Below are 24891 nucleotides of genomic sequence, written 5' to 3'. Positions count from 1 at the left end.
CCCGTGACCACCGTCCCGACCGCGCCGGAGACCGCGAAGCCCACCCGTCGGCTGCTCGGCGTGGAACTGCTGATCGTCCTCGGTCTCTCCCTCGGGGCCAGCGGGATCAGCGCGCTGATCAGCTTCACCGGTTCGCTCACCGAACCGCTCAAGCTCGGCCAGCAGGTCGCCACCCTGAACGGTTCGCGGGCGCCCGGGCGGCCCTGGCTGGACCTGGTGTGGCAGCTGTACTACGTCGGGCGCGGGCTGATGCCGGTGGTGCTGGTCGGCTACCTGCTGGTGCGCGAGGGCGTCTCGCTGCGGGTGCTGGGCTTCGACCTCGGGCAGAAGCTGCGCGACCTGGGGCGGGGCGCCGCCGTCGCGGCCGCGATCGGAGGGTCGGGGCTGGCGCTCTACCTGGCCTCGCAGGCGGCCGGGTACAACCTGACGGTGGCGCCGTCCGGGCTGCCGGACGTGTGGTGGCGGGTGCCGGTGCTGGTGCTGTCGGCCTGCCAGAACGCCGTCCTGGAGGAGGTCGTCGTCCTGGGCTACCTGCTGCGCCGGGTGGAGCAGAGGGGGTGGTCCTGGCCCGCGGCGGTGGCGGCGAGCTCGGTGCTGCGCGGCTCGTACCACCTGTACCAGGGGGTCGGCGGGATGGTCGGCAACATGGTGATGGGCGTGGTGTTCTGCCTGCTGTACCGGCGCTGGGGGCGGGTGATGCCGCTGGTGGCGGCGCACGCCCTGATCGACACGGTGGCCTTCGTCGGGTACGCGCTGCTGGCCGGGCACGTCAGCTGGCTGCCGACCCCCTGACCGACAGCGCCCGGCCGCGCGGCGGACGGGCGAGCAGCTGGTCGACGTGCCGGCGCTCCAGGCCCTGGCCCGGGTCCACGGGCAGCAGCAGGCGGTCCCGGCGCCACAGGGAGCGGCGGACCAGGCGCGGCGGGATGACGTCGTCCACCCAGGCGAAGGGGCGGCCCCCGGCGTGGCGCAGCAGCGGGGCCCACTTGGCGGCGGAGAACAGCTCCATCAGCGGGACGCGCGGGTCGCCGGGCTGCGGGGCGTAGCCGGCGAGGGCGACCACCGGCAGCGGGTCCAGGCCGATCGCCGGGGCGATGTGGGTGTTGGCGTTCTCCTCCCAGGTGGTGGCCCAGACCAGGTCGTACGTTCCGGCGAGCTCGCGCAGCCAGCTGCCGTGCCGGGTGGACAGCAGGACGGTGTAGCCGAACAGGGTGTGGGAGTCGAACCCGGCGTCCGGATGCGGGTGGACGGGGTTCAGGACGCCGTCGACGTCCAGGAACAGCAGTGGCTTCGGCACCGGTGGCCCCCAGAGACTCGTGGTGTTTCCTGACTGACCGGACGACACCCGGGCACCTCCGGTTGCTCCCGGACAGGCGCACGCCGGGCGCGCGGGGCGCTCACGGGGTGGGCGCGGGCTCACCGGCGGGCACCGGTGCGTCCGCCGTGCCCCGACGGCTCAGCCGGCGCACCTGGGGGTCCAGCAGGACGGACGCGCTGAGCACCAGGCAGGCGGCGGCGCACGTCCAGAGCGCGCCGGACAGGCCGAGCGCCACGGCGGCGGGGCCGGCCAGGGCGGTGCCGACCGGGGCCAGCGAGTAGGAGCCGAGTTCGTCGTACGCGGTGACCCGGGAGAACATCTCCGCGGGTATCTCCTGCTGGAGCGCGACCATCCAGTTGACGCCGAAGACGGTGACGCCGACGCCGGACAGGAACATCGCGACGACCAGCAGCGGCAGCGGCACCTCGGCGGCGAGGGCCAGGGCGGGCACGCCGAACAGGAAGACCCCCCAGTTGCCGACCAGCAGGATCCGGCGCGGCCGCCAGCGCGTCATCAGCACGCCGGTGGCCACCAGGCCGACCCCGTAGGCGGACATCGCCAGGCCCCAGGCGCCCGCGCCGCCGAGCCGTTGCTCGGCGGCCGTCGGCCCGTACACCGACTCGACCGCGTTGATGCAGGCGACCAGGACGGAGAACTGGAGCACGATCACCCAGAGCCAGCGGCGGGAGGCGAACTCCCGCCAGCCCTCGCGCAGGTCGCGCAGCATGCTGCCGCCGGAGGGCGCGGGGGCCTGCTCCGGCTCCAGGAAGAAGCGGAGGGCGGCGGCGACCAGGAAGCAGAGGGCGTCCAGGGCGAGCACCCAGCCGGGGCCGACGACGGCGGTGAGCGCGCCGCCGAGGGCGGCGCCGCCGATCTGGGAGGCGTTGAGGCCCATCCGGAAGACCGCGAAGGCGCGGGCGGCGTGCTCCCGGGGGACGGCCTGCATGATCATGCCGCCGGAGGCCGGGGTGTAGAGCGCGTAGCCGGCCCCGCCGGCCGCGGAGAGGGCCAGCATCTGCCAGAGCCGTACGTCCCCGGTCAGCACCAGGGCCGCCAGGACGGCCTGGGAGACCCCGCTGAACACATTGGCGGCGACCATGATCAGGTGGCGCGGCAGGCGGTCGGCGAGGGTGCCGCCTACCACCAGGAGCAGCACGGTGGGGACCAGCCGGGCGGCGGTGACGTACCCGACCTCGGCGGTGGTGCCGCCGGTGCCGAACACGGCGAAGGCGGTGGCGATGGGGGCGCCGGCGTTGCCGAGGCCGCTGATCACGGTGGCGGCGGTCTGGATGCGGAAGTTGCGGCTCGCCCAGGCGAAGCGGCGCGGAGGTGGGGTCGGCACCCGGAGACTATGCCGAAAGGTCGTACAGGTGTCCATCCCGTTTCCACACCGGAGCCCGGGGCGGAAGGGGAGTCAGCCGAGGTGGCCCCAGAGGAAGGTGAGGGTCCGGCGCCAGGCGATCCGGGCCTGGAGCGGGTCGTAGGTGCCGATCAGGTTCTCGTCGTTCATGAAGGCGTGCCCGGCCGGGTAGAAGTGGATCTCCGGGCGGACGTCGGTGGCCTCGCCGATCCGGATCGCCGCCTCGTCCACGGCGGCCATCGGGATCGAGCCGTCCAGCTCGCCGAAGTGGCCGAGCACGTGGGCGGTCAGGCCGCGGTAGTCGAAGTCCGGGTCGGTCGGCAGGCCGTAGAACGGGACCACGGCGGCCACCTTGTCGCCGGCCCGGGCGGCCAGCAGCAGGGCGAAGCCACCGCCCATGCAGAAGCCGACCACTCCGACGGCGTCGCCGACCACGGTGTCCAGCGAGAGCAGGTGGTCGACGGCCCCGGCCAGGTCCTCCACCGCCCGCTCGACCGGGAGCTCGCGCCTGAACCGGGCCGCCTCGGCGCCGTCGTGGGTGGTGGCGCCGCCGAACAGGTCGGGGGCGAGGACGGTGAAGCCCTCGGCGGCGAAGCGGTCGGCCATGTCGGCGATGTGCGAGGTGAGCCCCCACCACTCCTGGACCACCACCAGGCCGGGCCCGACGCCCTGCGGCGGCCGGGCCAGGTAGCCGTGCGCGGTGCGGCCGTTGCTCGGGAAGGTGACGTTCTGCCGGGAGCCGCCCTGGTCAGGCATGGCTTCCTCTCGGTGGGTCGGGCCGCGAGCGGAGGGGGTCGGCGGTGCGGGCCGCCTGCGGCAGGGACGGTGGGCGGGGCCGGGTCAGCCCATCTCCTCCAGGGCGCGGCCCTTGGTCTCCTTGATGCAGAAGGCCACGAACGGGATGGAGAGCAGCGCGAAGGCCGCGTAGATGACGTACGTCGCGGAGAGGTTCCAGTCGGCGAGGTCCGGGAAGCTGACGGTGATCGCCCAGTTGGCGATCCACTGCGCCGAGGCGGCGACGGACAGTGCCAGCGCGCGGATCCGGTTGGGGAACATCTCGCCGAGCAGCACCCAGACCACCACGCCCCAGGAGAAGGCGAAGCAGAGCACGAACACGTGCGCGGCGACCAGGGCGACGGTGGCGTGGGTGTTGTCCAGGGTGGCGGTGTCGCCGCTGCCCTCCCGGTAGGAGAACGCCCAGGCGGCGGTGCCCAGCGCGGCCGCCATGCCGATCGAGCCGGCCAGGGCCAGCGGCTTGCGGCCGATCCGGTCCACCAGGACCATCGCGATCACCGTGCCGATCACGTTGATGATCGAGGTGGAGAGGCTGATCAGCAGCGAGTTGGACTCGTTGATGCCGACCGACTGCCACAGGAAGGACGAGTAGTAGAAGATCACGTTGATACCGACGAACTGCTGGAACACCGAGGCGCCGATGCCGACCCAGACGATCGGCAGCAGGCCGAAGCGGCCGCCCATCAGGTCCTTCATCCGGGGCTTGCGGGCGGACTCCAGCACCGAGCGGATCTCCGCCACCCGGGCGTCCAGGTCCACGCCCTCGCCCTCGACCTCGACCAGCACCCTGCGGGCCTGCTCCTCGCGGTGGTCGGCGATCAGGTAGCGCGGCGACTCCGGGATGGCGAGCGCCATCAGCCCGTACACCAGGGCCGGGATGGCCTCGACGCCGAGCATCCACTGCCAGGCCTGGATGCCGCCGAGGTGGTTGGTGGACTCGCCGCCGGCGGCCTGGTTGAGCGCCCAGTTGGCCAGCTGGGAGACGGTGATGCCGAGCACGATCGCCATCTGCTGGAAGGAGGCGAGCCGGCCGCGGTAGGCGGTCGGGGCGACCTCGGCGATGTACGTCGGGGCGATCACGGAGGCGATGCCGATCGCGATGCCGCCGATCACGCGCCAGACGGCGAGGGTCTCGATGTTCGGCGGGAACATCGAGCCGATGCCGCTGGCCGCGAACAGCACGGCGGCCAGCAGCATCGTGCGGACCCGGCCGAGGTGGTCGGCGAGCCGTCCGGCGAGCACCGCGCCCACCGCCGAGCCGAGCAGCGCGATGGCCACCACGAACGCGGTGGTGCCGTGACCGACCGCGAAGTGCTTCTGGATGCCCGTCACGGCACCGTTGATCACCGCGCTGTCGTAGCCGAACAGGAAACCGCCCATGGCGGCGGCCGCCGAGATGAACACCACGTGGCCGAGGTGGGCCTCGCCGGACGCCCGCTGGCTGTTGACTGAGGACACGCGCGCTCCCGGGGTGGACGGGCCCGCTCTGACGGTGAGTGGGCAGGGCTCGTCTCACATTCGAGCAGCGCCGCGGGCGACCTGCCCGAGTTGGCGCCCGACCGGGTGATCCGGGGTCAGCCGACGGCGCGTGGCCGGTCGGCGCGCGGGGCCGCCGGTGCGTGAGTGGTCGACGCGCGGGGCGTGGCCCAGGGGGCCGTCGGTGCCCCGCGGCGCTCGGGGTGTTCGGGGTGTTCGGGGTGCCCGGCTAGGCGGTGCGCCGTCGGTGACGGCGGAGCAGCTGGGTACGGGCGGCGGCGTACTGGTCGTGGCCGCGCCCCGGGCCGTCGGCGCGCTCGGCGAGCCGGTCGGCGATGGCGTACTGCTCCTCGGCGGGCTTCTTGTCGTCGTACTTGAACTTGGCCCGCACCTCGTTCACCGTCAGCCGGAGCCCGCGCAGCCCGGGCAGCTGCCGGGCCAGCGTGCCCTCACCGGGCACCACCCGGACCTCCGGTGTCTCGGGCTGGAAGTGCGCCAGCTGGCGGTTGAGGATCTCCGCCTTGCCGGCCGCGGACTCCACCACCTCGGCGGTGCAGTGGAAGTGGACCGAGGCGTAGTAGCTGGTGGGCGTGCCCGGGGCGCCGCGCCAGTGGCCGGGGGCGAAGGTGTAGCCGTCGGTGACCGCGAGGGTGACCTGGGGGTCGGCCCGGACGGCGGCCAGCAGCGGGTTGGGCGCGGCGAGGTGGAGCAGGATCTCGCCGCGTTCGGCGTCCAGCAGGAAGTGCGTGGGGACGAGCACCGGGCCCTCGCCGGGGCCTCCGTTGGCGGCGAGCAGGCCGAAGTCGCGGCCCTCGGCCAGCCAGGCGCGCCACTCCTGCTCGTCGCCGCGGTCCCAGGATCTGATCAGCACGGGTGGTCCTCCCGTCAGCGGGGGTAGCCGCGCAGGTGCGCGGGGAGCGGGACGGCGGTGCCGGGGTGCGGCTCGGGGGTGCCGTGCACGGTGGTGACCGGGATCAGACCGGACCAGTGCGGGAGGTCGGCGTCCTCGGGGTCGTCGTCGGCGCCGTCCTCACGGGTCTTGGCCGAGACCTCGTCCAGCTCCAGGCGGAGGACGGCGGTGGCGGCGAGCTCCTTGGCGTTGGCCGGACGGACCTCGGCGGAGCGCCCCGGTATCGCGTGGTCGACCAGGGCGGCGAGCGCGACGTCCAGCTCCTCGGGGTCGGTGACCTGGTGCGCGGTGCCGTGGGCGACCACCGAGCGGAAGTTCACCGAGTGGTTGAAGGCGGACTTGGTCAGCACCAGCGCGTCGACCTGGGTGACGGTGAGGCAGACCGGCATGCCCTGCTCGCCGGAGGCGTTGCGCAGCGGGCGGCTGCCGGTGGAGCCGTGGACGTAGAGCCGGCTGCCGACCCGGGCGAAGATCGTCGGCAGGACCACGGGGGCGCCGTCGACGACGAAGCCGAGGTGGCAGATGTAGGCGCTGTCGAGGATGGCGTGGATCGCCTCCTGCTCCCAGGTGGCCCGGTCCCGGTAGCGGGTGGGGGTGGTCCTCGGGGTACGGGAGTAGCTGGGCGAACCCTCCGCGGTGGCTGACATGACATCCTCTATGTACTAGTGCATAATTTACTTTGTGCTAGGAGACTATCCGCTGAAAGGGCGACGCGCCAGCGAAATCGCGGCCCACATCGAGCAGGGCGTGAGCAGCGGGCAGCTCGCCCCCGGAACCGCGCTGCCCCCGCTGCGCGACCTCGCCGCCGAACTGGGCGTCAACCCCAACACCGTCGCCGCCGCCTACCGGCTGCTGCGCGACCGCGGCGTGATCGAGACCGCCGGCCGCAAGGGCAGCCGCATCCTGCCCAGGCCCGCCCTCACCCCGCGCGACCAGATCCGCATCCCCGTCCCGCCGCACGCCCGCGACCTGTCCACCGGCAACCCCGACCCGGCCCTGCTGCCCGACCTCGCCCCGGCCCTCGCGGCCGCCGCCGAGGCCGCGCGCGCCGACCCGGTGCTGTACGGGCACGCCGCCGTCGACCCGCTGCTGCTCACGCTCGCCCGCGCGTCCTTCGAGGCCGACGGCCTGCCCGGCGGCCCGATCGCCGTCGCCTCCGGCTCGCTGGACACCGTCGAACGCATCCTCGGCGCCCGGCTGCGCCCCGGCGACGCGGTGGCCGTCGAGGATCCGGGCTGGGGCAGCCTGCTCGACCTGCTGCCCGCGCTGGGGCTGAAGCACGCGCCCGTCCGGCTGGACGACGAGGGCCCGCTGCCGGAAGCGCTGGCCGTGGCGCTGGCCGAGGGCGCGCGGGCCGTGGTGGTCACCAGCCGGGCGCAGAACCCGACCGGGGCGGCGCTCACCGCCCGGCGGGCCGAGGCGCTGAAGGCCGTACTGGCCGAGCATCCGGGGGTGCTGCTGATCGAGGACGACCACGGGCACGGCATGGTCGACCAGCCGTACCACTCGCTGGTCGGCGCCGGCACCCGGCACTGGGCGGTGGTGCGTTCGGCGGCCAAGGCGTACGGGCCGGACCTGCGGGTCTCGGTGGCGGTCGGCGACCAGGAGACGATCGGACGGGTGGCCGGGCGGCTGCGGCTGGGCGCCGGCTGGGTCAGCCACCTGCTGCAGCGCACCGTCGCGGAGCTGTGGGCCGGTGACGCCGCGCCGGCCGACCGGGTGGCCGCCGCGTACCGGGCCCGGCGGGACGCCCTGCTGGGCGAGCTGGCGGCCCGTGGGATCGCTGCGCACGGGCGGAGCGGGCTGAACGTCTGGGTGCCGGTGCCGGACGAGACCTCGGTGCTGGCGGCGCTGGTGCAGCGCGGCTGGGTCGCGGCGCCGGGCGCGCGGTACCGGATCCAGTCGCCGCCCGGGCTGCGGTTCACCACGGCGCGGCTGGAGGCGGCGCAGGCGCGGGAGCTGGCCGAGGACCTGGCGGCGGTGCTGGGGACGGGCGGGGGCGGGTCGCGGCTGGTGTGAGCCCGGGGCGGGAGTCGGGGGCGGGGCCTCTGCGGGGCGGACGGGCGTGGGGCGGGGGTTCTGCGGGGCGGACGGGCGTGGGGCGGGAGGTCGTGGGGCGGATGTGGCGGGTGTGAACCGCGGGCGGCATCCGGTCGTCATGCGCCCGCCTGGTCTGAACCCGTCGGTAACAAAAGCGGAAACCTGCCGCAGACTCCTAGCGGCGGCCTGCGCGCGCATGTCATCTTCTTCGCGCCACCGGCCGGCGGCCCACCCTCACCCAGGCGTCTTCCCGTGCCCCGATCCGCGGGAAGACCGAGCCGCAGGAGTTCCGCAGTGCCCGAGAACCGTTCGAGCATCACCCGCAGTACCCCGCGACCCGGCCGCCGGCTGCTCGCCGCAGCCCTCGCCCTCCCGCTCGCCGTCGCGAGCCTGGCCGTCGCCTCGCCGGCCTCCGCCGCGACGTCCGCACCGGCCGCCGTGCCGTCCGGGCCCACCGCCAGCGTCACGCTCGGCGACAGCTACATCTCCGGCGAGGCCGGCCGCTGGAAGGGCAACTCCGCCGGCACCAGCGGCAGCCGCAACGGCACCGACCGGGCCTGGACCGGCAGTTCGTACGACGCCTCGCGGGTCTACGGCGCCACCGCCGCGAGCGGGTGCGACCGCTCGGACGTCGCCGAGGTGCTCAGCGCCTCGACCGGGGCCCAGAACGAGATCGACCTGGCCTGCTCCGGTGCCGTCACCGCGAACGTCTTCCGGGCCTCCAACGGAGGCCAGTCCCTCAAGGGCGAGGCCCCGCAGGCCGACCAACTCGCCACCGTGGCACGGCAGAACAACGTCAAGCTGATCACCCTGTCGATCGGCGGCAACGACCTGGGCTTCTCGGACGTCATCTCCACCTGCGTCAAGGACTACCTGATCTGGTACTCCTACTGCCACAGCTCCGCGCAGTCCCGGATCGACGACCGGATGCCCGCGGCGATGGCCGGGGTCGGCAAGTCGATCGACGAGATCCGCGCGGTGATGGCCGACGCCGGCTACGCGCAGTCGGACTACCGCCTGGTGCTGCAGTCCTACCCGTCGCCGATCCCGCGCAGCGCCGAGATGCGCTACCCGGAGAGCGGCTGGACCCGCTCCGACACCGGCGGCTGCCCGTTCTGGGACGGGGACGCCGACTGGGCCCGCGACTCGATGGTGCCGCAGATCTCCCAGGCGCTGGCGGGCGTCGCCGCCGCCAAGGGCGCGCAGTTCCTGGACCTGTCGGACATGCTGCAGGGCCGCGAGGTCTGCTCGACGGCCACCAGGCAGCCGACCGCGGGCTCCGGCCCGTCCGCGACCACCAGCGAGTGGGCACGCTTCCTGGACGGCGGGCTCAACTCCACGCAGGGCGTGCTGCAGGAGTCGATGCACCCCGACTACTACGGCCAGCAGGCGGTCGGGCGCTGCCTGACGCTGCTGTGGGCCCGCCCGAGCGGTGACTACGCGTGCCGCAACACGGCCGGGCAGGACGCGAGCGGGATGTACCTGACCGCGCGGTGATCGTACGGTGACGGCGCGGTTCGGCGCCCCTGCGGCCGGTCCTGGCGGCGGGGGCGCCGTTCCGTCGGCCTGCCGCGCTCAGCCCTTGGCGAGCAGCGACTGGGCGTGCGCGCGGACCTGATCCTTCGTCAGATAGGCGTCGGTGTACTCGAAGTCCCGCAGCCGGGCGGGCTGGCGGGCGAGGAATCCGATGCGGACGAACTCGTCGCCGGCGGTCGCGTTGAGCAGCCAGTTGGTGCCCACCCGGAACTTGGCCACGTTGGTGCGCATCGCCATCAGGTGGTAGCCGCGCGCCACCAGCTGCGCGGGCACGCCGTGGAGCTCCACGCCGAGCGGCTTGGAGACCGCGTCCTTGCCGCCGAGGTCGACCACCAGGCCCAAGTCCTTGTGGTAGTAGGGCTCCAGGGGCTGGTTGCGGAGCGAGGCGATCACGTTGTTCGCGACCGCGCGGCCCTGGCGGGCGGAGTGCTGGGCGGTCGGCGGGCAGACCGCGCCGTCGCCCTTGGCGAGGTCGGGGACGGCGGCGGCGTCGCCGAGCGCGAACACGCCCTCGAACTGCGGCACCCGCATCTCCGCCGTCACGGCGAGCCGGCCGCGGACCGTCTCGGCGTCCAGGGTGCCGATCAGCGGGCTCGCGGCCACGCCGGCCGTCCAGATCAGGGTGCGGCAGGGGAGCACCCGGCCGTCGGTGAACTTGACCGTCTCGGCGCCGACTTCGGCCACCGAGACACCCAGCGACACCTCGATGCCGCGGTCGCGCAGCACCTCCAGGGCGGCCTCGCCGAGCGGGTCGCCGAGCTCCGGCATCAGCTTCGGGGCGATGTCGATCAGGTGCCACTTGATCTGCCGGACGTCCAGGCGCGGGTAGCGGTGGGCGGCGGCGGTGGTCAGCCGCTGGAGGCAGGCGGCCGTCTCGGTGCCCGCGTAGCCGCCGCCGACCACCACGAACTGGAGCCGGGACTCGCGCTCCTTCTGGTCCAGGGTGGTGGAGGCGAGGTCGAGTTGGGCGATCACGTGGTCGCGGACGTAGGCCGCCTCGGCGAGCGTCTTCATGCCGCGGGCGTAGTCGGTGAGGCCGGGGATGTCGAAGGTGCGGGTGACGCTGCCGGGGGCGAGCACCAGGATGTCGTACTTCAGCGCGACCACCTCGTCGGTGATCTTGCGGACGACGCACACCTTGGAGGCCGGGTCCACGCCGATGGCGCCGCCCGGGACGATGTGGGTGCGGCGCAGCGAGCGGCGCAGCGAGACGGCCACGGACTGCGGGGTGAGGACGCCGGCCGCCACGTGGGGGAGGAGGGGGAGGTAGAGCTGATAGCTGAACGGCGTGACCAGCGAGATCTCGGCCTCCGACGGTGACAGCTTGCGTTCGAGGCGGCGGGCGCACTCCAGACCGGCGAAGCCACCGCCCACGATCAGGATCCGAGGTCGTTCCATCGCTCATCCCTTTGCCGTGAAGGTCCCCATGTACTGTCCGCCACACTCGCACGGAGCAGCGGGGGCTGCCACCGGGGCGGGGCTGTGGGGGTGGGGAGGGACGGGTGGTGTGGGGGGAAGCGGGGGCTGCCACCGGGGCGGGGCCACGGGGGAGGGACGGGAGGCGCCGGGGGAGGTGCGGAGGCGAAGGGAGAGGAAGGGGCGGAGACACCGATAGGCTGTCGGCCGTGCTACCCGAGGTGACGGCGATCCGGTACGTGACGCCACTGCGAGAAGGCGGCTCGATGCCGGGCCTGGTCGAGGCCGACGATCGGCGGCTGTACGCGCTGAAATGGGTCGGTGCGGCGCAGGGCCGCAAGGCGTTGGTCGCGGAGGTGCTGGCCGGCGAGCTCGGCCGGCGGCTCGGGCTGCCGGTGCCGGAGCTGGTCACGGTCGACCTGGACCCGGTGCTCGCGCGCAGCGAGCCGGACCACCAGATCCAGGACCAGATGCGGGCCAGCGGCGGGACCAACCTGGGGATGGCCTTCGTCAGCGGCGCGCTCAACTTCGACCCGCTCTGCTTCGAGGTGGACCCAGAGTCGGCCGGGCAGGTGCTCTGGTTCGACGCGCTGATCGGCAACGTCGACCGCTCCTGGCGCAACCCCAACCTGCTGGTGGCGACCGGCGGGCTGCGGCTGATCGACCACGGCGCGAGCCTGATCTTCCACCACAACTGGTCCGGCGCCGCCGCCTGGATCCGCCGTCCGTACGACGCCTCCGACCATGCGCTGCTGCGCGCCCGGCCGGACCTGGCGGCGGCCGACAAGGCGCTCGCGCCGCTCGCCGAGGCGGCGATCGAGGGCGCGGTGGCGCAGATCCCCGAGGTCTGGCTGGCGGACGAGTTCGGCTTCGACTCGCCCGACGAGGTGCGCGCCGCGTACCGCGCCCAGTTGACCGGACGACTGGCCGGTCCGCGCGACTGGCTGCCGGAGGTGCCCGCATGACCGAGCCCGTGCTGTCCATGCTGCCGGTCGCCGTCGAACTGCACGACTACGAGTACGCCGTGATCCGCGCGGTGCCGAGGGTCGAGCGCGGCGAGTGCGTCAACGTCGGGGTGCTGCTGTACTGCCGGCAGAGCTCGCACCTGGCCGCCCGGACCCACCTGGACCAGGCCCGGCTGCTGGCCCTGGACCCGGTGGCGGACGTCCAGGGCGTGCGGCGGGCGCTGCACGGGATCGAGGCGGTGTGCCAGGGCGGCCCGCAGGCCGGTCCGGCGGCGGGGGACAGCCCCGGGCAGCGGTTCCGCTGGCTGACCGCGCCGCGCAGCGCGATCGTCCAGCCGGGGCCCGTGCACACCGGGCTGACCGCGGACCCGGAGGCGGAGCTGCGGCGGCTGTTCGACCAGCTGGTGCTCTGACCCCGGGGCGGTGTGAGGCGGCTCGCCGACGGTTGCCGTGGTCAAAGCTTGAGTTACTGAAGCACCTGGTCGTACGCTGACCCCATGGGTTCGACAGCGACGACGACCGTACCGACCAACGCCGAGTTGATGGAGGTGTTGGCCGCCGTCGGTGCCGCGTACTTCCAGGACTTCGCGGCGGCCGCCGCCCGGCACGGCCTCTCCTCCTCGCAGGCCAAGGCGCTGGGCGCGGTGCAGGAACCGGTGCCGATGCGGGCGCTGGCCGGGCGGCTGGGCTGCGACGCGTCGAACGTGACCGGGATCGTGGACCGGCTGGAGTCGCTGCGCCTGGCCAACCGGGAGGCGGCGGCCGGTGACCGCCGGGTGAAGATCGTGGTGATCACGGCCGAGGGCCGGGAGATCCTGAACAGCATCCGCGGCGAGATGGCCCGGACCCACCAGGCCTTCGAGGCGATGACCGACGAGCAGCGGATCGCGCTGCACTCGATCTGCTCCCAGGTGCTGCCGGTGCTGGCCCGTACGGGCGGCGCGCAGTAGGACGCCGCGCCGCCCGTGCCACCCGCGCCGCCCGTCGGTCGCGCCGTCCGTCCTGCTGCCGTCGGTCGTGCCGGTCAGAGCAGCCCGGCGAGCTCCGGCGGCAGCGGTCGGTGGTGGAGCAGGGTGAGTGAGCGGGTGGCCCTGGTCAGCGCGACGTAGAGGTCGCGCGGGGCGAGTCCGGCCGGCTCGACCACCACGACCGCGTCGAACTCCAGCCCCTTGGCGTCCGCCACGGTGAGCGCGTCCAGGTCCGCGGCCAGGGCGTCCGGTGCGATCACGCCCAGGGTGCCGGGGCCGGCGGGCAGCCGGGCGAGTGCGGCGGCGAAGTCGCCCTCCGGGGCGTGGAGGGCGCGGGGTCGCTCGGTGCCCGGGCGGATGGACTCGGGCGGCCGGTGGCCGGGTACGGCGGTGCGCAGTACGGCGGAGGCGAGGGCCATGAAGGGTCGCGGCGTACGGTAGTTGACGGTCAGTCGCTCCTCGCGCCAGCGGCCGGGCAGGTGCGGGTCGAGCATCTCGGCCCAACTGTGGGCGCCGGCGGGGGATCCGGTCTGGGCGAGGTCGCCGACGATGGTGAGCGAGCTGGTCGGGACGCGCCGCAGCACGGCGCGCCAGGCCATCGCGGACAGCTCCTGGGCCTCGTCCACGACGACGTGGCCGTAGGCCCAGGTGCGGTCGGCGGCGGCGCGTTCGGCGGTGGAGCGGTACGGGCCGTCGTCGCGGAAGCGCCCGGCCAGCGCGGCGGAGTCCAGCAGGGCGTCGCCGGTCTGCCCGGTGATGGTCAACACGCCCTGGGCGAAGGCCAGTTCCTCCGGATCCTGGTCGGCAGCGGCGGATTCCCGTGCCGCGCCGAGGAGTTCGGCGGCCTCGTCGAGCAGTGGGACGTCCTCGACCGTCCAGCCGGAGCCGGGCGGGCGGAGCAGGGCGGCCGCGTGCTCGGGGGTCACCGAGGTGAGCAACTCCCGGTCGGTGAGCAGCCGTTCGAGCAGCTGTTGCGCGGTGAGCCGGGGCCAGAGCGGGTCGAGGGCGGTGCGGACGTCCGCCCGCTCCCACAACTCGCGCGGGGCGTAGTGCGCCTCCTCGTCGTCGTAGGGGCGGCCGAGGGTGAGCGCCTGGGCGATGGCGAGGGCGTCGAGCAGGGTGCCGAGGAAGAAGCCGCGGGCCCGGTTGTGCGGCAGCCGCAGGCCGCGGGCGGCGTCGCGGGCCTCGGCGCAGGCCCGGGCGGAGACCTTCAGCCCCTCGCCGAGGTCCAGGCCCTCGGCGGGGGCCGTCTGGTGGGCGGCCAGGGCGCGCCGGAGCACCCCGGCCATCCAGGGGCCGCCCTTGGCGAAGGCGGTGGCGGGGGCGTCGGTGCCGGTGGCGGTGACGCCGGGGAGGAGTTCGCCGACGGTGCGCAGCACCACCTCGGTCTCGCCGAGGGCGGGCAGCACCTCGTCGATGTACCGCAGGAAGCCGGGGTTGGGGCCGATCACCAGCACGCCGCGGCGCTCCAGCGCGGCGCGGTGGGTGAACAGCAGGTAGGCGGCGCGGTGCAGGGCGGCCAGCGTCTTGCCGGTGCCGGGGCCGCCCTGGACGACCAGGGCGCCGGGCAGCGGGGAGCGGATCACCCGGTCCTGCTCGGCCTGGATGGTGGCGACGGCGGTGCCCATCCGGCCGGTGCGCTCGCGGTCGAGGGCGGCGAGCAGGGCGGCCTCGCCGACCAGGCCGCGCCGGCCGGACTCGTCCAGTCCGGCGAGGTCGAGCGCCTCGTCGTCCAGTCCGGTGAGGGTGCGGCCCCGGGTGTGCAGGTGGCGGCGGCGGACCACCGGGCCGGGGTGGGCGGGGGTCGCGGTGTAGAAGGGGCGGGCGGCCGGGGCCCGCCAGTCGAGCAGCAGCGGTTCGTACGCCTCGTCGGTCAGGCCGGTGCGGCCGATGTAGTGGACGGTGCCGTCGCGCTCGTCGAGCCGGCCGAAGCACAGGCCGCGCTCGACCGCGTCCAGTCGGGCGGCGTGGCGGGCGGCCTCGCGGGCGCGCACCTCGCGTTCCAGCCGGGCCTGGTGGGTGCCGCCGGGCGCGGCCGCGTCGTGGGCGCCGTCGGCGGTGCGGCGGGCGCGTTCGCGGACGGCGTCCAGCCGGGCGTAGAGCCGGGTGAGGTGGGCCTGCTCGGTGCGCAGGGCCACGGCGAGGGCCTCGCCGGGGTTCCCCGTGGCCGCTGGTGCTTCGCTCATCGATGTGATATCCTTGCGGTGAGGAGGCTTTGGAGTGTCATCTGAAGGGCGCTCAATTGACCCAGCCTACCCCATCCGCCGACGTCCGGCGTGACCTCGGCTGTTACCCTTGCGAAGCGTGAGCGCGAAGCCCCAGATCCCCAATGTCCTGGCCTCCCGGTACGCCTCGGCGACCCTGGCCCAGCTGTGGTCCCCCGAGCACAAGGTGGTCCTCGAGCGCCACCTGTGGCTGGCCGTCCTGAAGGCCCAGCAGGACCTCGGCGTCGAGGTGCCGGCGACGGCCGTCGCCGACTACGAGCGGGTGATCGACCAGGTCGACCTCGGCTCGATCGCCGCCCGTGAGCGGATCACCCGCCACGACGTGAAGGCCCGCATCGAGGAGTTCAGCGAACTCGCCGGGCACGAGCAGATCCACAAGGGCATGACGTCCCGGGACCTGACCGAGAACGTCGAGCAGCTCCAGATCCGCCAGTCCCTGGAGCACGTGCGGGACCGCACGGTGGCCGTGCTGGTGCGCCTGGCCAAGCTGTCCGCCCAGCACTCCGAGCTGGTCATGGCCGGCCGCTCGCACAACGTGGCCGCGCAGGCCACCACCCTGGGCAAGCGGTTCGCCTCGATCACCGACGAGCTGCTGGTCGCCTTCCGCCGCCTGGAGGAGCTGATCGCCCGTTACCCGCTGCGCGGGATCAAGGGCCCGGTCGGCACCGCCCAGGACATGCTGGACCTCCTCGGTGGGGACACCGAGAAGCTCGCCGAGCTGGAGCGCCGGGTCGCCGGGCACCTCGGCTTCGACAACGTGCTGACCAGCGTCGGCCAGGTCTACCCGCGCTCGCTGGACTTCGAGGTGCTCACCGCCCTCGTCCAGCTGGCCGCCGCGCCGTCCAGCCTGGCCAAGACCATCCGTCTGATGGCCGGCCACGAGCTGGTGACGGAGGGCTTCAAGGAGGGCCAGGTCGGCTCCTCCGCGATGCCCCACAAGATGAACACCCGCTCCTGCGAGCGCGTCAACGGCCTGGCCGTCATCCTGCGTGGCTACGCCTCGATGACCGGCGAGCTGGCCGGCGACCAGTGGAACGAGGGCGACGTCTCCTGCTCGGTGGTGCGCCGGGTCGCGCTGCCGGACGCGTTCTTCGCCTTCGACGGTCTGCTGGAGACCTTCCTGACCGTCCTCGACGAGTTCGGCGCCTTCCCCGCCGTGATCGAGGCCGAGCTGGACCGCTACCTGCCGTTCCTCGCCACCACCAAGGTGCTGATGGGCGCGGTGCGCGCCGGCGTCGGCCGGGAGACCGGGCACGAGGTCATCAAGGAGCACGCCGTCGCCTCCGCGCTGGCGATGCGTGCCGGCGCCCGGGAGAACGAGCTGCTGGACCGGCTGGCCGCCGACGAGCGGATCCCGCTGGACCGGGCCGCCCTGGACGCGCTGCTGGCCGACAGGCTGTCCTTCACCGGCGCGGCCGGTGCCCAGGTCGCCGAGGTCGTCCGCCAGGTGGAGGCCGTCGCGGCCGCCTACCCGGAGGCCGCCAAGTACGCGCCTGGCGACATCCTCTGACGTAGCGTCAGCCCTTGGGTGAGGGCCCCGCCGCCGGACCGGTGGCGGGGCCCTCGCGCGTCACGGTGACGTGGCCGGGGTCGAGCGGCGGGGCGGTGGGCCCGCACGGCCAGTCGCAGTTCGGCTCGGCCACCGACTGCTCGTCGGGGGCGAGCACGTTGCCCCGTACGGTCGCGGAGGCGATCAGCCCGCCGGCGACCAGCAGGCCGGCGCAGATCAGCATGGCGGTGTGGAAGGCGGCATCGACCGAGGAGGGCACCCGGTAGGCGTCGCCGCTCAGTCCGGCCAGCGCCGGCAGGGCGGCCACCGCGAGCAGGCCGGCCGCGCGGGCGGCGGCGTTGTTGACCCCGCTGGCGATGCCCGCGTGGCGGACTTCGACGGCGGCCAGCACGGTCGCCGTCAGCGGTGCGACCAGCAGCGTCATGCCGCAGCCCATCACCGTGACGGCGGGCAGCACGTCCACCCAGTACGAGGAGTCCGGGCCGATGCGCAGCATCAGCAGCACCCCGGCGGCGCACAGCATCGGGCCGACGGTGAGCGGGATGCGCGGGCCGATCCGCTTGCCGAGGCGTCCGGCGCGGGCGGACAGCAGCAGCATCAGCACGGTGATCGGCACCAGGGCGAAGCCCGAGGCCAGCGGCGAGAACCCGGACACGATCTGGAGCTGTACCACCAGCAGGAAGAAGACGCCGCTGAACGCCGCGTACACGCACAGGGTGACCAGGTTCACCGCGGTGAACAGCCGGGAGGAGAAGAGGCCGAGCGGCAGCATCGGTTCGGGCGCGCGGCGCTCGACGGCCACGAAGGCGACGCCGAGCACCACTCCCAACACCCCGCTGACCCAGACGGTGGGGGACAGGCCCTCGCCGGCCGCGGTCAGCGCGTAGGTGATCGCGCCGAGGGCGAGGGCGGCGAGCACGGCGCCGAGCACGTCGAAGCGGCCGGAGGCGTCCTTGTCCCGGCTCTCCGGCACCGACCGGGTGGCGACGGCGATCACGGCGGCGGCGAGCGGCAGGTTCAGCAGGAAGATCCAGCGCCAGCCGGGGCCGTCCACCAGCCAGCCGCCGAGGAACGGGCCGACCGCGGCCGACACCCCGCCCAGGCCGGACCAGAGGCCGACCGCCGCCGAGCGGTCGTCAGGGTGGAAGACGGCCTGGAGCATGGCGAGCGAGCCCGGGGTGAGCAGCGCCCCGCCGATGCCCTGGACGGCGCGGGCGGCGATCAGCACGTGGATGTTCGGTGCGGCGGCGCAGGCCGCGGAGGCGATGGCGAACCAGACCACGCCGATCAGGAAGACCTTGCGCCGCCCGTAGCGGTCGCCCAGCGCGCCGCCGAGCAGGATCAGGCCGGCCAGGGTGAGCAGATAGGCGTTCAGGGTCCATTGCAGGGACGCGAGGGAGGCGCCGAGGTCGGCGCCGATCCGGGGCAGGGCGACGTTCACCACGGTGCCGTCGAGCATCGCCATGCTGGAGCCGAGCACCGTCGCCAGTAGTACCCAGCGGCCCTGCGCGGTGCCCAGGCGCAGGGTGCCGGCCTCTGAGGTGGCCACGGGCGAATCCTGCGCCGCCGGGGCGCACGTGACAAGGGTCACCGGTGGGTGTGTTGACGGTGGGCGGGGTGTGAGCGGGCGGCTGCGCAGCGTCGCGGATCTCGGCGCAGGGTCGTGGATCAGTGGCGGGGGGTGAATGGATTGTGTACGGATCGTGGGCCCGGGCCTGCGGAGGGTCACCGGGGGAGGGGGGATGGTTGCGCTTTCAAAGATCGACATTGCTTCACCCGAACGGATGGGTTTTAGTTCAGCGACCGCCCGGCCAGTCCGGACGGATCCGCCGGGTGGAACGCCGAGTCCTGCCGCTGCCCGGTGGTTCGAAACGAACTCTGTACGGCAGGAGCGGGGGACCCACAGGTAAGTCGCCGGACCGGAGTTCGCGCCTCAGGGCGCGGGCGTCCAGGACCGGCTAGGGGTGAAGCCGCGCATGCGGCCGGGCAACTCCAGCCCGAACCCGACAGCTCACCTCGCAGGCGTCGGAGAGGAAACTTCCATGCCTGCTCAGGCTCGTCGTATCACCCTGCCCCGCGCCGCCCGCATCGGCATCGCCACCGCCGTCACCGGTGTCTCCTTCGCCCTCCCGCTCGTCACCGCGATGAGCGCCCAGGCCCACACCACTCCGGCCGCCCCGGTCTCGCAGGCCGCCGCCTCCGCCTCCGCCGAGTCGGCCGCTCCGGCCGCCATTCCGGCCGCCATTCCGGCCGCCGCTCCGGCCACCCAGGCCGCGCAGGAGAGCTACCGCGTCGTCAGCGGTGACACCCTGTCCGGGATCGCCGACGTCAAGAACGTCGAGGGCGGCTGGCACGCGCTGTACGAGCAGAACCGCTCGGTCGTCGGTGCCGACCCGAACCTGATCTTCCCGGGCCAGCAGCTCACGCTGCCGGGCCACGCCGTCGCGCCGTCGGCCGGCTCCGCTCCGGCGAAGCCCGCCGCCCCGGCCGAGCCGGCCGCTCCCGCGACCCAGGCCGCCAAGGCGCAGGACCAGGTCCAGGTGCGGACCGAGGCCGCCAAGCCGTCCGCGCAGCTGCAGACCCAGCTGCAGGTCGCCACCCCGGCCAAGGCCGTGACCGCCACTCCGGTCGCCGCCGCCACCTCCGGCTTCGTCGCCCCGCTGGCCGGCCCGAGGCTTGGCACCGCCTACGGCGTGGCCGGCTCGATGTGGGCCTCCGGCCACCACACCGGCCAGGACTTCGTCGCCTCCACCGGCACCCCGCTGCGCGCCATCGCCAACGGTGTCGTGGTCAAGGCCGGCAACGGCGGCGCCTACGGCAACGAGGTCGAGATCAGGCTCGCCGACGGCCACTTCGCCGAGTACGCGCACCTCTCCTCGATCGGTGTGCGGATCGGTCAGACCGTCACCGTCGGCCAGCAGATCGGCCTCTCCGGTGCCACCGGCAACGTGACCGGCCCGCACCTGCACTTCGAGATCCGCAACGGCTCGGAGTACGGCTCGGACATCAACCCGGTCGCCTACCTGCGCGCGCACGGCGTCGCGCTCTGACCCACGGCTGAGCTCCGAGGGTTTCCGGAACCACCGCCGCTGCGGGGCGAAACGATCCTCCGGGATGGTCATGTCGGGTGACCGCTCGACCGGGTGATCGCCGCACGGCGGACATGGGCGCGGGACACGCCCAGGCCGGCCCGGCCGTACGAGGACTCCTCGTACGGCCGGGCCGGCCACTGCCGTTTCCGCGCCGCCCGGCTGTTCCCGGGTCCGTTCGGATGGCTCGAACGCGGCGTCAACTCCGGTGCAGCGGAGGGCTTCGGGGAAATCCCGGATGGCCGCGGAGCGTCATGCTGGCGGACGGTCAGCGCCCGGTCGGTCCGGCCGGGCGGGCGGGTCCGGAGGCGAGGAGGGCGGATGGCGGTCCGGAGCGGGGGCGTGGCGGGGAGGGCGGCCGGCCGGGAGCGGCCCGGGGAGGACGGGGTCGACCGGCTGAAGGCCGATTCGGTCGGTCTGGTCGGCGTGGTGTTCATGGCGCTCGCCACCGCCGCCCCGATCACCGCGATGACCGGCAACCTGCCGATCATCGTCGGGCAGGGCAACGGCGTCGGCGCGCCCGCCGCGTACATCGTGGCGACCGTGGTGCTGACGGTGTTCTCGGTCGGCTACGTGGCGATGGCCCGGCACATCACCGCGGCCGGCGCGTTCTACGGCTACGTCTCGCACGGGCTGGGCCGGGTGGTCGGGATGGCCTCGGGCCTGCTGGCGGTGCTCGCGTACGTCGTCACCGAGGCCTCGGCCCTCGGCTTCTTCGCGTACTCGCTGCGTGGGCTGGTCCGTTCGCAGCTCGGGGTGGAGCTGGGCTGGGGCTGGTACGCGCTGTCCGGTGCGGCGGTGATCGGGGTGATGGCCTGGTTCGACCTGCACCTGACGGCCAAGGTGCTCGGGGTCGCGCTGGTGCTGGAGATCGGGGTGCTGAGTGCGGTCTCGTTCGCGGTGCTGTTCTCCGGCGGAGGCCCGGACGGGATCGTGCTCGCGGCCGTGAACCCGCTGAACGCACTGAAGGGGGTGGGGAGTTCGGCGGCCGCGGCGGGGCTCGGCCTGTTCTTCGCGTTCTGGTCCTGGGTGGGGTTCGAGTCCACCGCGATGTACGGGGAGGAGTCCCGGGACCCGAAGCGTGTGGTGCCGCGGGCGACGCTGGTGTCGGTGATCGGGGTCGGACTGCTCTACGTCTTCGTGTCCTGGATGATCGTGTCCGGCAACGGGGTCGAGCGGGCGATCGCGGTGGCGAACGGCGCGGTGCCGGGCAAGGACGGCAACAGCCTGTTCTTCGATCCCCTCGGCGCACAGCTGGGGGCCTGGGCGGTGAAGGTGTTCCAATGGCTGGTCGTCACCGGCTCGTTCGCCTGCGCGATGGCCTTCCACCAGTGCGCGGCCCGCTACCTGTACGCGATCGGGCGGGAGGGGCTGCTGCACCGGGGGCTCGGCCGCACCCATCCGCGGCACGGCTCGCCGCACGTCGCCTCGGTGGTGCAGTCGGTGATCGCGGTGGGGCTGGTGGCGGGGTTCCTGGCGGCCGGGATGGACCCGTACGCGCACCTGTACACGCTGCTGGCGCTGCTCGGGACGATGGCGATCCTGGTCGTGCAGACGCTCTGCTCCTTCGCCGTGGTCGGGTACTTCCACGTGCGGGGGCGGCACCCGGAGACCGCCCACTGGTTCCGGACGCTGGTCGCGCCGCTGGTGGGCGGGGCGGCGATGGCCGGGGTGGTGGTGCTGCTGGTGCTCAACAAGGACGCCGCGGCCGGGGCGGCGGCGCACACGCTGCTGTTCCGGCTGATCCCGTACCTGGTGATCGGGGTGTTCGCGGGCGGGGTGGCGCTGGCGCTCGCGGTGCGCCGGTGGCGGCCCGAGCTGTACGTGCGGATCGGTCGGGTGGTGCTGGAGGACGCGGTCGAGCGGTGACGGGACGGGGGGTCAGTGCCGGTGGACCGGCAGGCCGTACTGGGCGGCGGCCAGCAGCTCGTGCATCCGGTGGCCGAACTCCTCGGTGTCCCGGGCGGGTTCGGGGAAGACCAGGCGGACGTCGCGGTGGCCGTGCGGGTGGTCCAGGCGCAGCACCAGGCCGTGGCGGTCCAGGGCGAGCGGGCGGACCTCCGGGCTGTGGACCAGCACGGCCGGGTCGAGCAGCCGGGTGAGGATGTCGAGCGCCTCGGCGTGGTCGTCGGCGAAGTGGGTGAGCATCGCGGCCTCGTGCCGGGCCATCGGGTCGGGGGCGGCGAGGGCGAGGTCGGCGGCGGTGACCGCGCCGGTGCCGTACGGGGTGGCGAGGACGGCGTGGGCGACGTCCACCCGCAGGTGCACGCTGAGGCCGTCGTCGGCGAGGTGGGCCAGGTGCAGCCGGCCGGCCAGGGTCAGGCGGGCGCGGACCCGGTCGCGGACGGCGACGGGGGAGACGTCGGTGACGTCGAGGACGACGGCGAGGCCGTCGCCGGCGCCGGCGCCGGCGACGGCCGTGGTGAGCGGGTCGTCCAGGGCGGTGCGCAGCCGCAGCCGGGAGCCGTGGACGGAGACCGGGGTGTCCAGGTGGTGGTGCTCGCCGAGGGCTCGGACGGCGAGTGAGGAGGTCGTGCTGAGCAGGCTGTGGATCCGTTCGGCGGTGGTGGGCTCGGGGGCCTCGGTGTCGCCGGTGGGCAGGCTCATGGACGGACCTCCAGTTAGTTAGGTGAGCCTAACCTAATGTGCGGCGGGGGGTGTGGCAAGCGGGCGGTCGGGGTGCGGCGGGCGGGCGGTCGAGGGTGTGGCGGGCGGCCGGACAGGCCGAAGGGCTCGGACGCGCGGAAGGCGTCCGGGCCCTTCGGCGGGCGGGGGCGGTCAGCCGACCACGGCCTGGGCGTCGATCTCGACCAGCATCGGCTCCTGCGGAAGCTCGACGAAGACGGTGGTGCGGCACGGCTTCACGCCGCCGGGCTTGATGTTCTCGTCGATGAACTCGGCGTAGACCTCGTTCATCAGCGGGAAGTCGGCGCGCTTGGTGAGGTAGACGCGGAACATCACCACGTCCTCGATGGTGGCGCCGCCGGCCTCGACGATGGCCTTGACGTTCTCCAGCGTGCGGCGGGTCTGCGCCCTCACGTCGCCGTGGTGGAGGTACTCGCCGGTGGCCGGGTCCTGCGGGCCCTGGCCGGAGACCTGGAGGATCGGGCCCTTGCGGACGCCCTGGGAGAACATCCAGGCGGGGGCGGGGGCGCCGTCGGTGCGGACCTCGACCTTCCCGTCGGTCCGGGGGTGCTCGTCGGTCTGCGGGTGCTCGGAGGACATCGGGTTCCTTTGCTGTTCTCGACGGTTCGTCAGTTGTGGTCGGGGCGGCCGCAGTCGGCCGAGACGGCGCGGGTGGTGGCGAGCAGCTGGGGGAGCAGGTCCAGCACCTGCTCGTACGGCAGGACCATGTCCGGGACGGAGATCGAGGCGGCGGCGACCACCCGCCCGCTGGCGTCCCGGACGGGCGCGGCCACGCAGTTGATGAAGGCCTCGTGTTCGGCGTGGTCCTGCGCCCAGCCCTGGACGGCGACCTTCTCCAGCTCGGCGAGCAGCGCCTCGGGCGTGGTCAGGGTGCGCTCGGTGTGCGGGGTGAAGTCGATCCCGGCCACCACCCGGCGCCGCTCGGGCAGCGGCAGGTCGGCCAGCAGCACCTTGGAGACGGCGGCGCTGTGCAGGGCGGCGCGCAGGCCGATCCGGGAGTACATCCTGACCGGGTGGCGGGAGTCGAACTTGTCGATGTAGACCACCTCGCCGCCCTCGTACGCGGCCAGGTGCACGGTCTGGCCGGTGGCGGCGTTCAGTTCGGCCAGGTGCGGGGCGGCGATCCGGCGCACGCCGCGCTGCTCCAGGGCCAGGCCGGAGAGTGCGAAGAGGCCGGCGCCCAGGTGGTAGCGGTAGGCCGCGTCGCGATAGACGAATCGTTCCTCTTCGAGGCTCTGCAGCAGTCGGAGCACGGTCGTCTTGTGGACGCCGAGCACCTCGGCGAGCTGGTCGAGGGAGCGCTCGCCCTCGCCGAGCTCGGCGAGGATGCGCAGCGCGCGGGTGACGGTCTGGCTCATCGTGCTCCGCTTCGAGGGCTGGGGTTCCCGCTCATTGTGCCCGGGACCGGTCGGCGGACGGGGACCGGCCGGTGGACTGGGGCCGGTCGGTGGCCGACGCCTGCTCGGCGGACCGGGTCCGGTCGGCCGCCGCCGCCGCCCGGTCGGTCCGGCGCCGGTGGCCGGCGGGCAGGGCCGGGCCGGTGATGCCCGCCGCGGTGACCCGGGTGGCGGCCCATTGGGCGGGGGTGGCGTCGAGCAGCGCCGTCACCACGGCGGCGTCCGGCAGCTCGGCCTGGTCGCCGTGGGCGGTCAGGGCGCAGGCGGCGCTCAGGTGGCCGAGCCGCAGCCGGCGCCGCTGGTCCAGGCCCCGGACGGTGCCGGCCAGGTAGCCGGCCGCGAAGGCGTCGCCCGCGCCGGTGGCCTCGACCACCTCGACCGCGAGGGCCGGCTCGGTCACGGCCGTACCGTCCCGGTCCAGGACGGTCACCTGCCGGGCGGCCTCCTTGACCACGACGGTGGCCGGGCCGGGGAAGCGCCGGCGCAGGGCGGCCGGGTCGCCCGTGCCGAAGGCGGCCTCGGCCTCGTCCGCCCCGAGCAGCAGCAGGTCGGCGGCGTCCAGCAGCGGCGGCAGCACGGCCGGGTCGCGCTCGCGCCAGAGCGAGGGGCGCCAGTTGAGGTCGAAGCTGACCATCCGGTTCGGGCGGCGCTCGGCGAGCAGGCCGCGGAGCAGGGCCAGGCAGCCGTCGGAGAGCGCGGCGGTGATGCCGGACAGGTGCAGCAGCCGGGCGCCGGCCAGCAGTGCGGCGGCGGCCGGGTCGGCGAGCAGGTCGGGGGAGAGCGCGGCGGCCGCGGAGCCCCGCCGGTGGTAGTGCAGCCGGCTGCGGCCGGGCCCGAGGTCGTGGCGGTCGCCGGTGGTGCCGCCGACCTCCTTGAGGTAGAGGCCGGTCGGGCGGTGCGGGTCGACCGCGACCGCCGAGACGTCCACCCCGCGGGCGGCGACCTCGGCGAGCAGCCGGCGGCCGAAGCCGTCGTCGCCGACCCGGCTGATCCAGGCGGTCGGCACGCCGTGCGCGGCCAGCGCGCCCGCCACGTTGGACTCCGCGCCGCCGACGGACAGCCGGAAGCTCTCCACCGACTCCAGTGGGCCCGGGCGGTCCGGCAGCAGGACGGCCATCGACTCGCCCACGCACACGGCCGTCGGGGGAGGGCCGGGGCGGGTCGGGCCCTGGGTGTCCTGTCGCGGCATGTGCGGGCTCCTCGTCTGCGGCCGTTCCGTCGAGAGCGGGCCCACCGGGCC

At 74.2% G+C, this 24891-nt stretch carries 22 protein-coding genes and 1 riboswitch; of the genes, 9 read left to right on the top strand and 13 right to left on the bottom strand.

The window, feature by feature from the left end:
* Window positions 1–3: 3 nt before the first annotated feature.
* The gene (locus ACIQ87_RS29965; RefSeq protein ID WP_402412576.1) at window positions 4–792 is read left to right on the top strand and encodes a CPBP family intramembrane glutamic endopeptidase; all 789 of its coding nucleotides are present in this window, start codon (window positions 4–6) and stop codon (window positions 790–792) included.
* Here the strand turns inward: ACIQ87_RS29965 and ACIQ87_RS29960 are convergent.
* The 6 genes from ACIQ87_RS29960 to ACIQ87_RS29935 all read right to left on the bottom strand — a co-directional run bounded on the left by ACIQ87_RS29960 (window position 770) and on the right by ACIQ87_RS29935 (window position 6506).
* Window positions 770–1297, bottom strand: a complete 528-nt coding sequence (locus ACIQ87_RS29960) for an HAD domain-containing protein (RefSeq protein WP_402412574.1) — start codon at window positions 1295–1297, stop codon at window positions 770–772. The genes ACIQ87_RS29965 and ACIQ87_RS29960 overlap by 23 nt on opposite strands.
* A 100-nt stretch (window positions 1298–1397) precedes the next feature.
* Window positions 1398–2660 carry an MFS transporter gene (locus ACIQ87_RS29955; RefSeq protein ID WP_402412572.1) on the bottom strand — a complete coding sequence of 421 codons (1263 nt, stop codon included), beginning with the start codon at window positions 2658–2660 and terminating at the stop codon, window positions 1398–1400.
* Between the two features lie 72 nt (window positions 2661–2732).
* The gene (locus ACIQ87_RS29950) at window positions 2733–3434 is read right to left on the bottom strand and encodes a dienelactone hydrolase family protein (RefSeq protein ID WP_402412569.1); all 702 of its coding nucleotides are present in this window, start codon (window positions 3432–3434) and stop codon (window positions 2733–2735) included.
* 84 nt (window positions 3435–3518) lie between these two features.
* Window positions 3519–4931, bottom strand: a complete 1413-nt coding sequence (locus tag ACIQ87_RS29945; RefSeq protein ID WP_402412566.1) for a sugar porter family MFS transporter — start codon at window positions 4929–4931, stop codon at window positions 3519–3521.
* A gap of 247 nt (window positions 4932–5178) precedes the next feature.
* A complete protein-coding gene (locus tag ACIQ87_RS29940; protein WP_402412563.1) occupies window positions 5179–5820 on the bottom strand; it encodes an FMN-binding negative transcriptional regulator in 642 nt (213 codons plus the stop codon).
* Between the two features lie 14 nt (window positions 5821–5834).
* Window positions 5835–6506 carry a pyridoxamine 5'-phosphate oxidase family protein gene (locus ACIQ87_RS29935; protein ID WP_402412560.1) on the bottom strand — a complete coding sequence of 224 codons (672 nt, stop codon included), beginning with the start codon at window positions 6504–6506 and terminating at the stop codon, window positions 5835–5837.
* Between the two features lie 34 nt (window positions 6507–6540).
* On the opposite strand from ACIQ87_RS29935, the gene ACIQ87_RS29930 reads away from it, so the two are divergent.
* Together ACIQ87_RS29930 and ACIQ87_RS29925 are read left to right on the top strand one after the other, a co-directional pair.
* Entirely contained in the window at window positions 6541–7878 is a 1338-nt protein-coding gene (locus ACIQ87_RS29930) for an aminotransferase class I/II-fold pyridoxal phosphate-dependent enzyme (protein WP_402412556.1), read from the top strand.
* A gap of 315 nt (window positions 7879–8193) precedes the next feature.
* Entirely contained in the window at window positions 8194–9396 is a 1203-nt protein-coding gene (locus tag ACIQ87_RS29925) for a GDSL-type esterase/lipase family protein (RefSeq protein ID WP_402412553.1), read from the top strand.
* A 78-nt stretch (window positions 9397–9474) separates the two neighbouring features.
* Here ACIQ87_RS29925 and ACIQ87_RS29920 read toward each other — a convergent pair whose 3' ends face one another.
* Window positions 9475–10833 (bottom strand): NAD(P)/FAD-dependent oxidoreductase, encoded by a 1359-nt coding sequence (locus ACIQ87_RS29920; protein WP_402412550.1) that lies wholly within the window; start codon window positions 10831–10833, stop codon window positions 9475–9477.
* A 227-nt stretch (window positions 10834–11060) separates the two neighbouring features.
* Between ACIQ87_RS29920 and ACIQ87_RS29915 the strand changes: the two genes are divergently transcribed.
* The 3 genes from ACIQ87_RS29915 to ACIQ87_RS29905 all read left to right on the top strand — a co-directional run bounded on the left by ACIQ87_RS29915 (window position 11061) and on the right by ACIQ87_RS29905 (window position 12766).
* The gene (locus ACIQ87_RS29915) at window positions 11061–11816 is read left to right on the top strand and encodes a HipA family kinase (RefSeq protein ID WP_402412547.1); all 756 of its coding nucleotides are present in this window, start codon (window positions 11061–11063) and stop codon (window positions 11814–11816) included.
* Window positions 11813–12229 (top strand): DUF3037 domain-containing protein, encoded by a 417-nt coding sequence (locus tag ACIQ87_RS29910; RefSeq protein ID WP_402412544.1) that lies wholly within the window; start codon window positions 11813–11815, stop codon window positions 12227–12229. Before ACIQ87_RS29915 ends, ACIQ87_RS29910 begins: the two co-directional genes overlap by 4 nt.
* A gap of 84 nt (window positions 12230–12313) precedes the next feature.
* Entirely contained in the window at window positions 12314–12766 is a 453-nt protein-coding gene (locus ACIQ87_RS29905) for a MarR family winged helix-turn-helix transcriptional regulator (RefSeq protein WP_402412542.1), read from the top strand.
* A gap of 74 nt (window positions 12767–12840) precedes the next feature.
* On the opposite strand, the gene ACIQ87_RS29900 is transcribed toward ACIQ87_RS29905, so the two are convergent.
* On the bottom strand, window positions 12841–14970 hold the full coding sequence (locus ACIQ87_RS29900; RefSeq protein ID WP_402412539.1) for a HelD family protein: 2130 nt from the start codon (window positions 14968–14970) through the stop codon (window positions 12841–12843).
* Window positions 14971–15088: 118 nt separating this feature from the next.
* Between ACIQ87_RS29900 and purB the strand changes: the two genes are divergently transcribed.
* Window positions 15089–16519, top strand: a complete 1431-nt coding sequence (gene purB / locus ACIQ87_RS29895; RefSeq protein WP_402412537.1) for an adenylosuccinate lyase — start codon at window positions 15089–15091, stop codon at window positions 16517–16519.
* A 7-nt stretch (window positions 16520–16526) separates the two neighbouring features.
* Here purB and ACIQ87_RS29890 read toward each other — a convergent pair whose 3' ends face one another.
* Window positions 16527–18068, bottom strand: coding sequence for an MFS transporter (locus ACIQ87_RS29890; RefSeq protein ID WP_402412534.1), 1542 nt, complete (start codon window positions 18066–18068; stop codon window positions 16527–16529).
* A 353-nt stretch (window positions 18069–18421) separates the two neighbouring features.
* Window positions 18422–18559, top strand: a riboswitch (cyclic di-AMP (ydaO/yuaA leader).
* Between the two features lie 2 nt (window positions 18560–18561).
* Here ACIQ87_RS29890 and ACIQ87_RS29885 point away from each other — a divergent pair.
* Complete coding sequence (locus tag ACIQ87_RS29885; RefSeq protein WP_402412531.1) at window positions 18562–19569, top strand: peptidoglycan DD-metalloendopeptidase family protein; 1008 nt, start codon at window positions 18562–18564, stop codon at window positions 19567–19569.
* 360 nt (window positions 19570–19929) lie between these two features.
* Entirely contained in the window at window positions 19930–21477 is a 1548-nt protein-coding gene (locus ACIQ87_RS29880) for an APC family permease (RefSeq protein WP_402412528.1), read from the top strand.
* Window positions 21478–21489: 12 nt separating this feature from the next.
* Here the strand turns inward: ACIQ87_RS29880 and ACIQ87_RS29875 are convergent, their stop codons facing one another.
* The 4 genes from ACIQ87_RS29875 to ACIQ87_RS29860 all read right to left on the bottom strand — a co-directional run bounded on the left by ACIQ87_RS29875 (window position 21490) and on the right by ACIQ87_RS29860 (window position 24840).
* The gene (locus tag ACIQ87_RS29875; RefSeq protein WP_402412525.1) at window positions 21490–22215 is read right to left on the bottom strand and encodes a DUF2470 domain-containing protein; all 726 of its coding nucleotides are present in this window, start codon (window positions 22213–22215) and stop codon (window positions 21490–21492) included.
* A 171-nt stretch (window positions 22216–22386) separates the two neighbouring features.
* Entirely contained in the window at window positions 22387–22833 is a 447-nt protein-coding gene (locus ACIQ87_RS29870) for a RidA family protein (RefSeq protein ID WP_402412522.1), read from the bottom strand.
* Window positions 22834–22862: 29 nt separating this feature from the next.
* On the bottom strand, window positions 22863–23612 hold the full coding sequence (locus ACIQ87_RS29865; RefSeq protein ID WP_402412519.1) for an IclR family transcriptional regulator: 750 nt from the start codon (window positions 23610–23612) through the stop codon (window positions 22863–22865).
* A 31-nt stretch (window positions 23613–23643) separates the two neighbouring features.
* Window positions 23644–24840: a sugar kinase gene (locus ACIQ87_RS29860; protein ID WP_402412516.1), complete on the bottom strand. Its 1197-nt coding sequence runs from the start codon at window positions 24838–24840 to the stop codon at window positions 23644–23646.
* Between the last annotated feature and the right edge of the window lie 51 nt (window positions 24841–24891).

The organism is Kitasatospora sp. NPDC096204 (assembly GCF_044763205.1).
GTDB lineage: Bacteria > Actinomycetota > Actinomycetes > Streptomycetales > Streptomycetaceae > Kitasatospora.
This window is presented reverse-complemented; position numbering and strand designations above follow the sequence as displayed.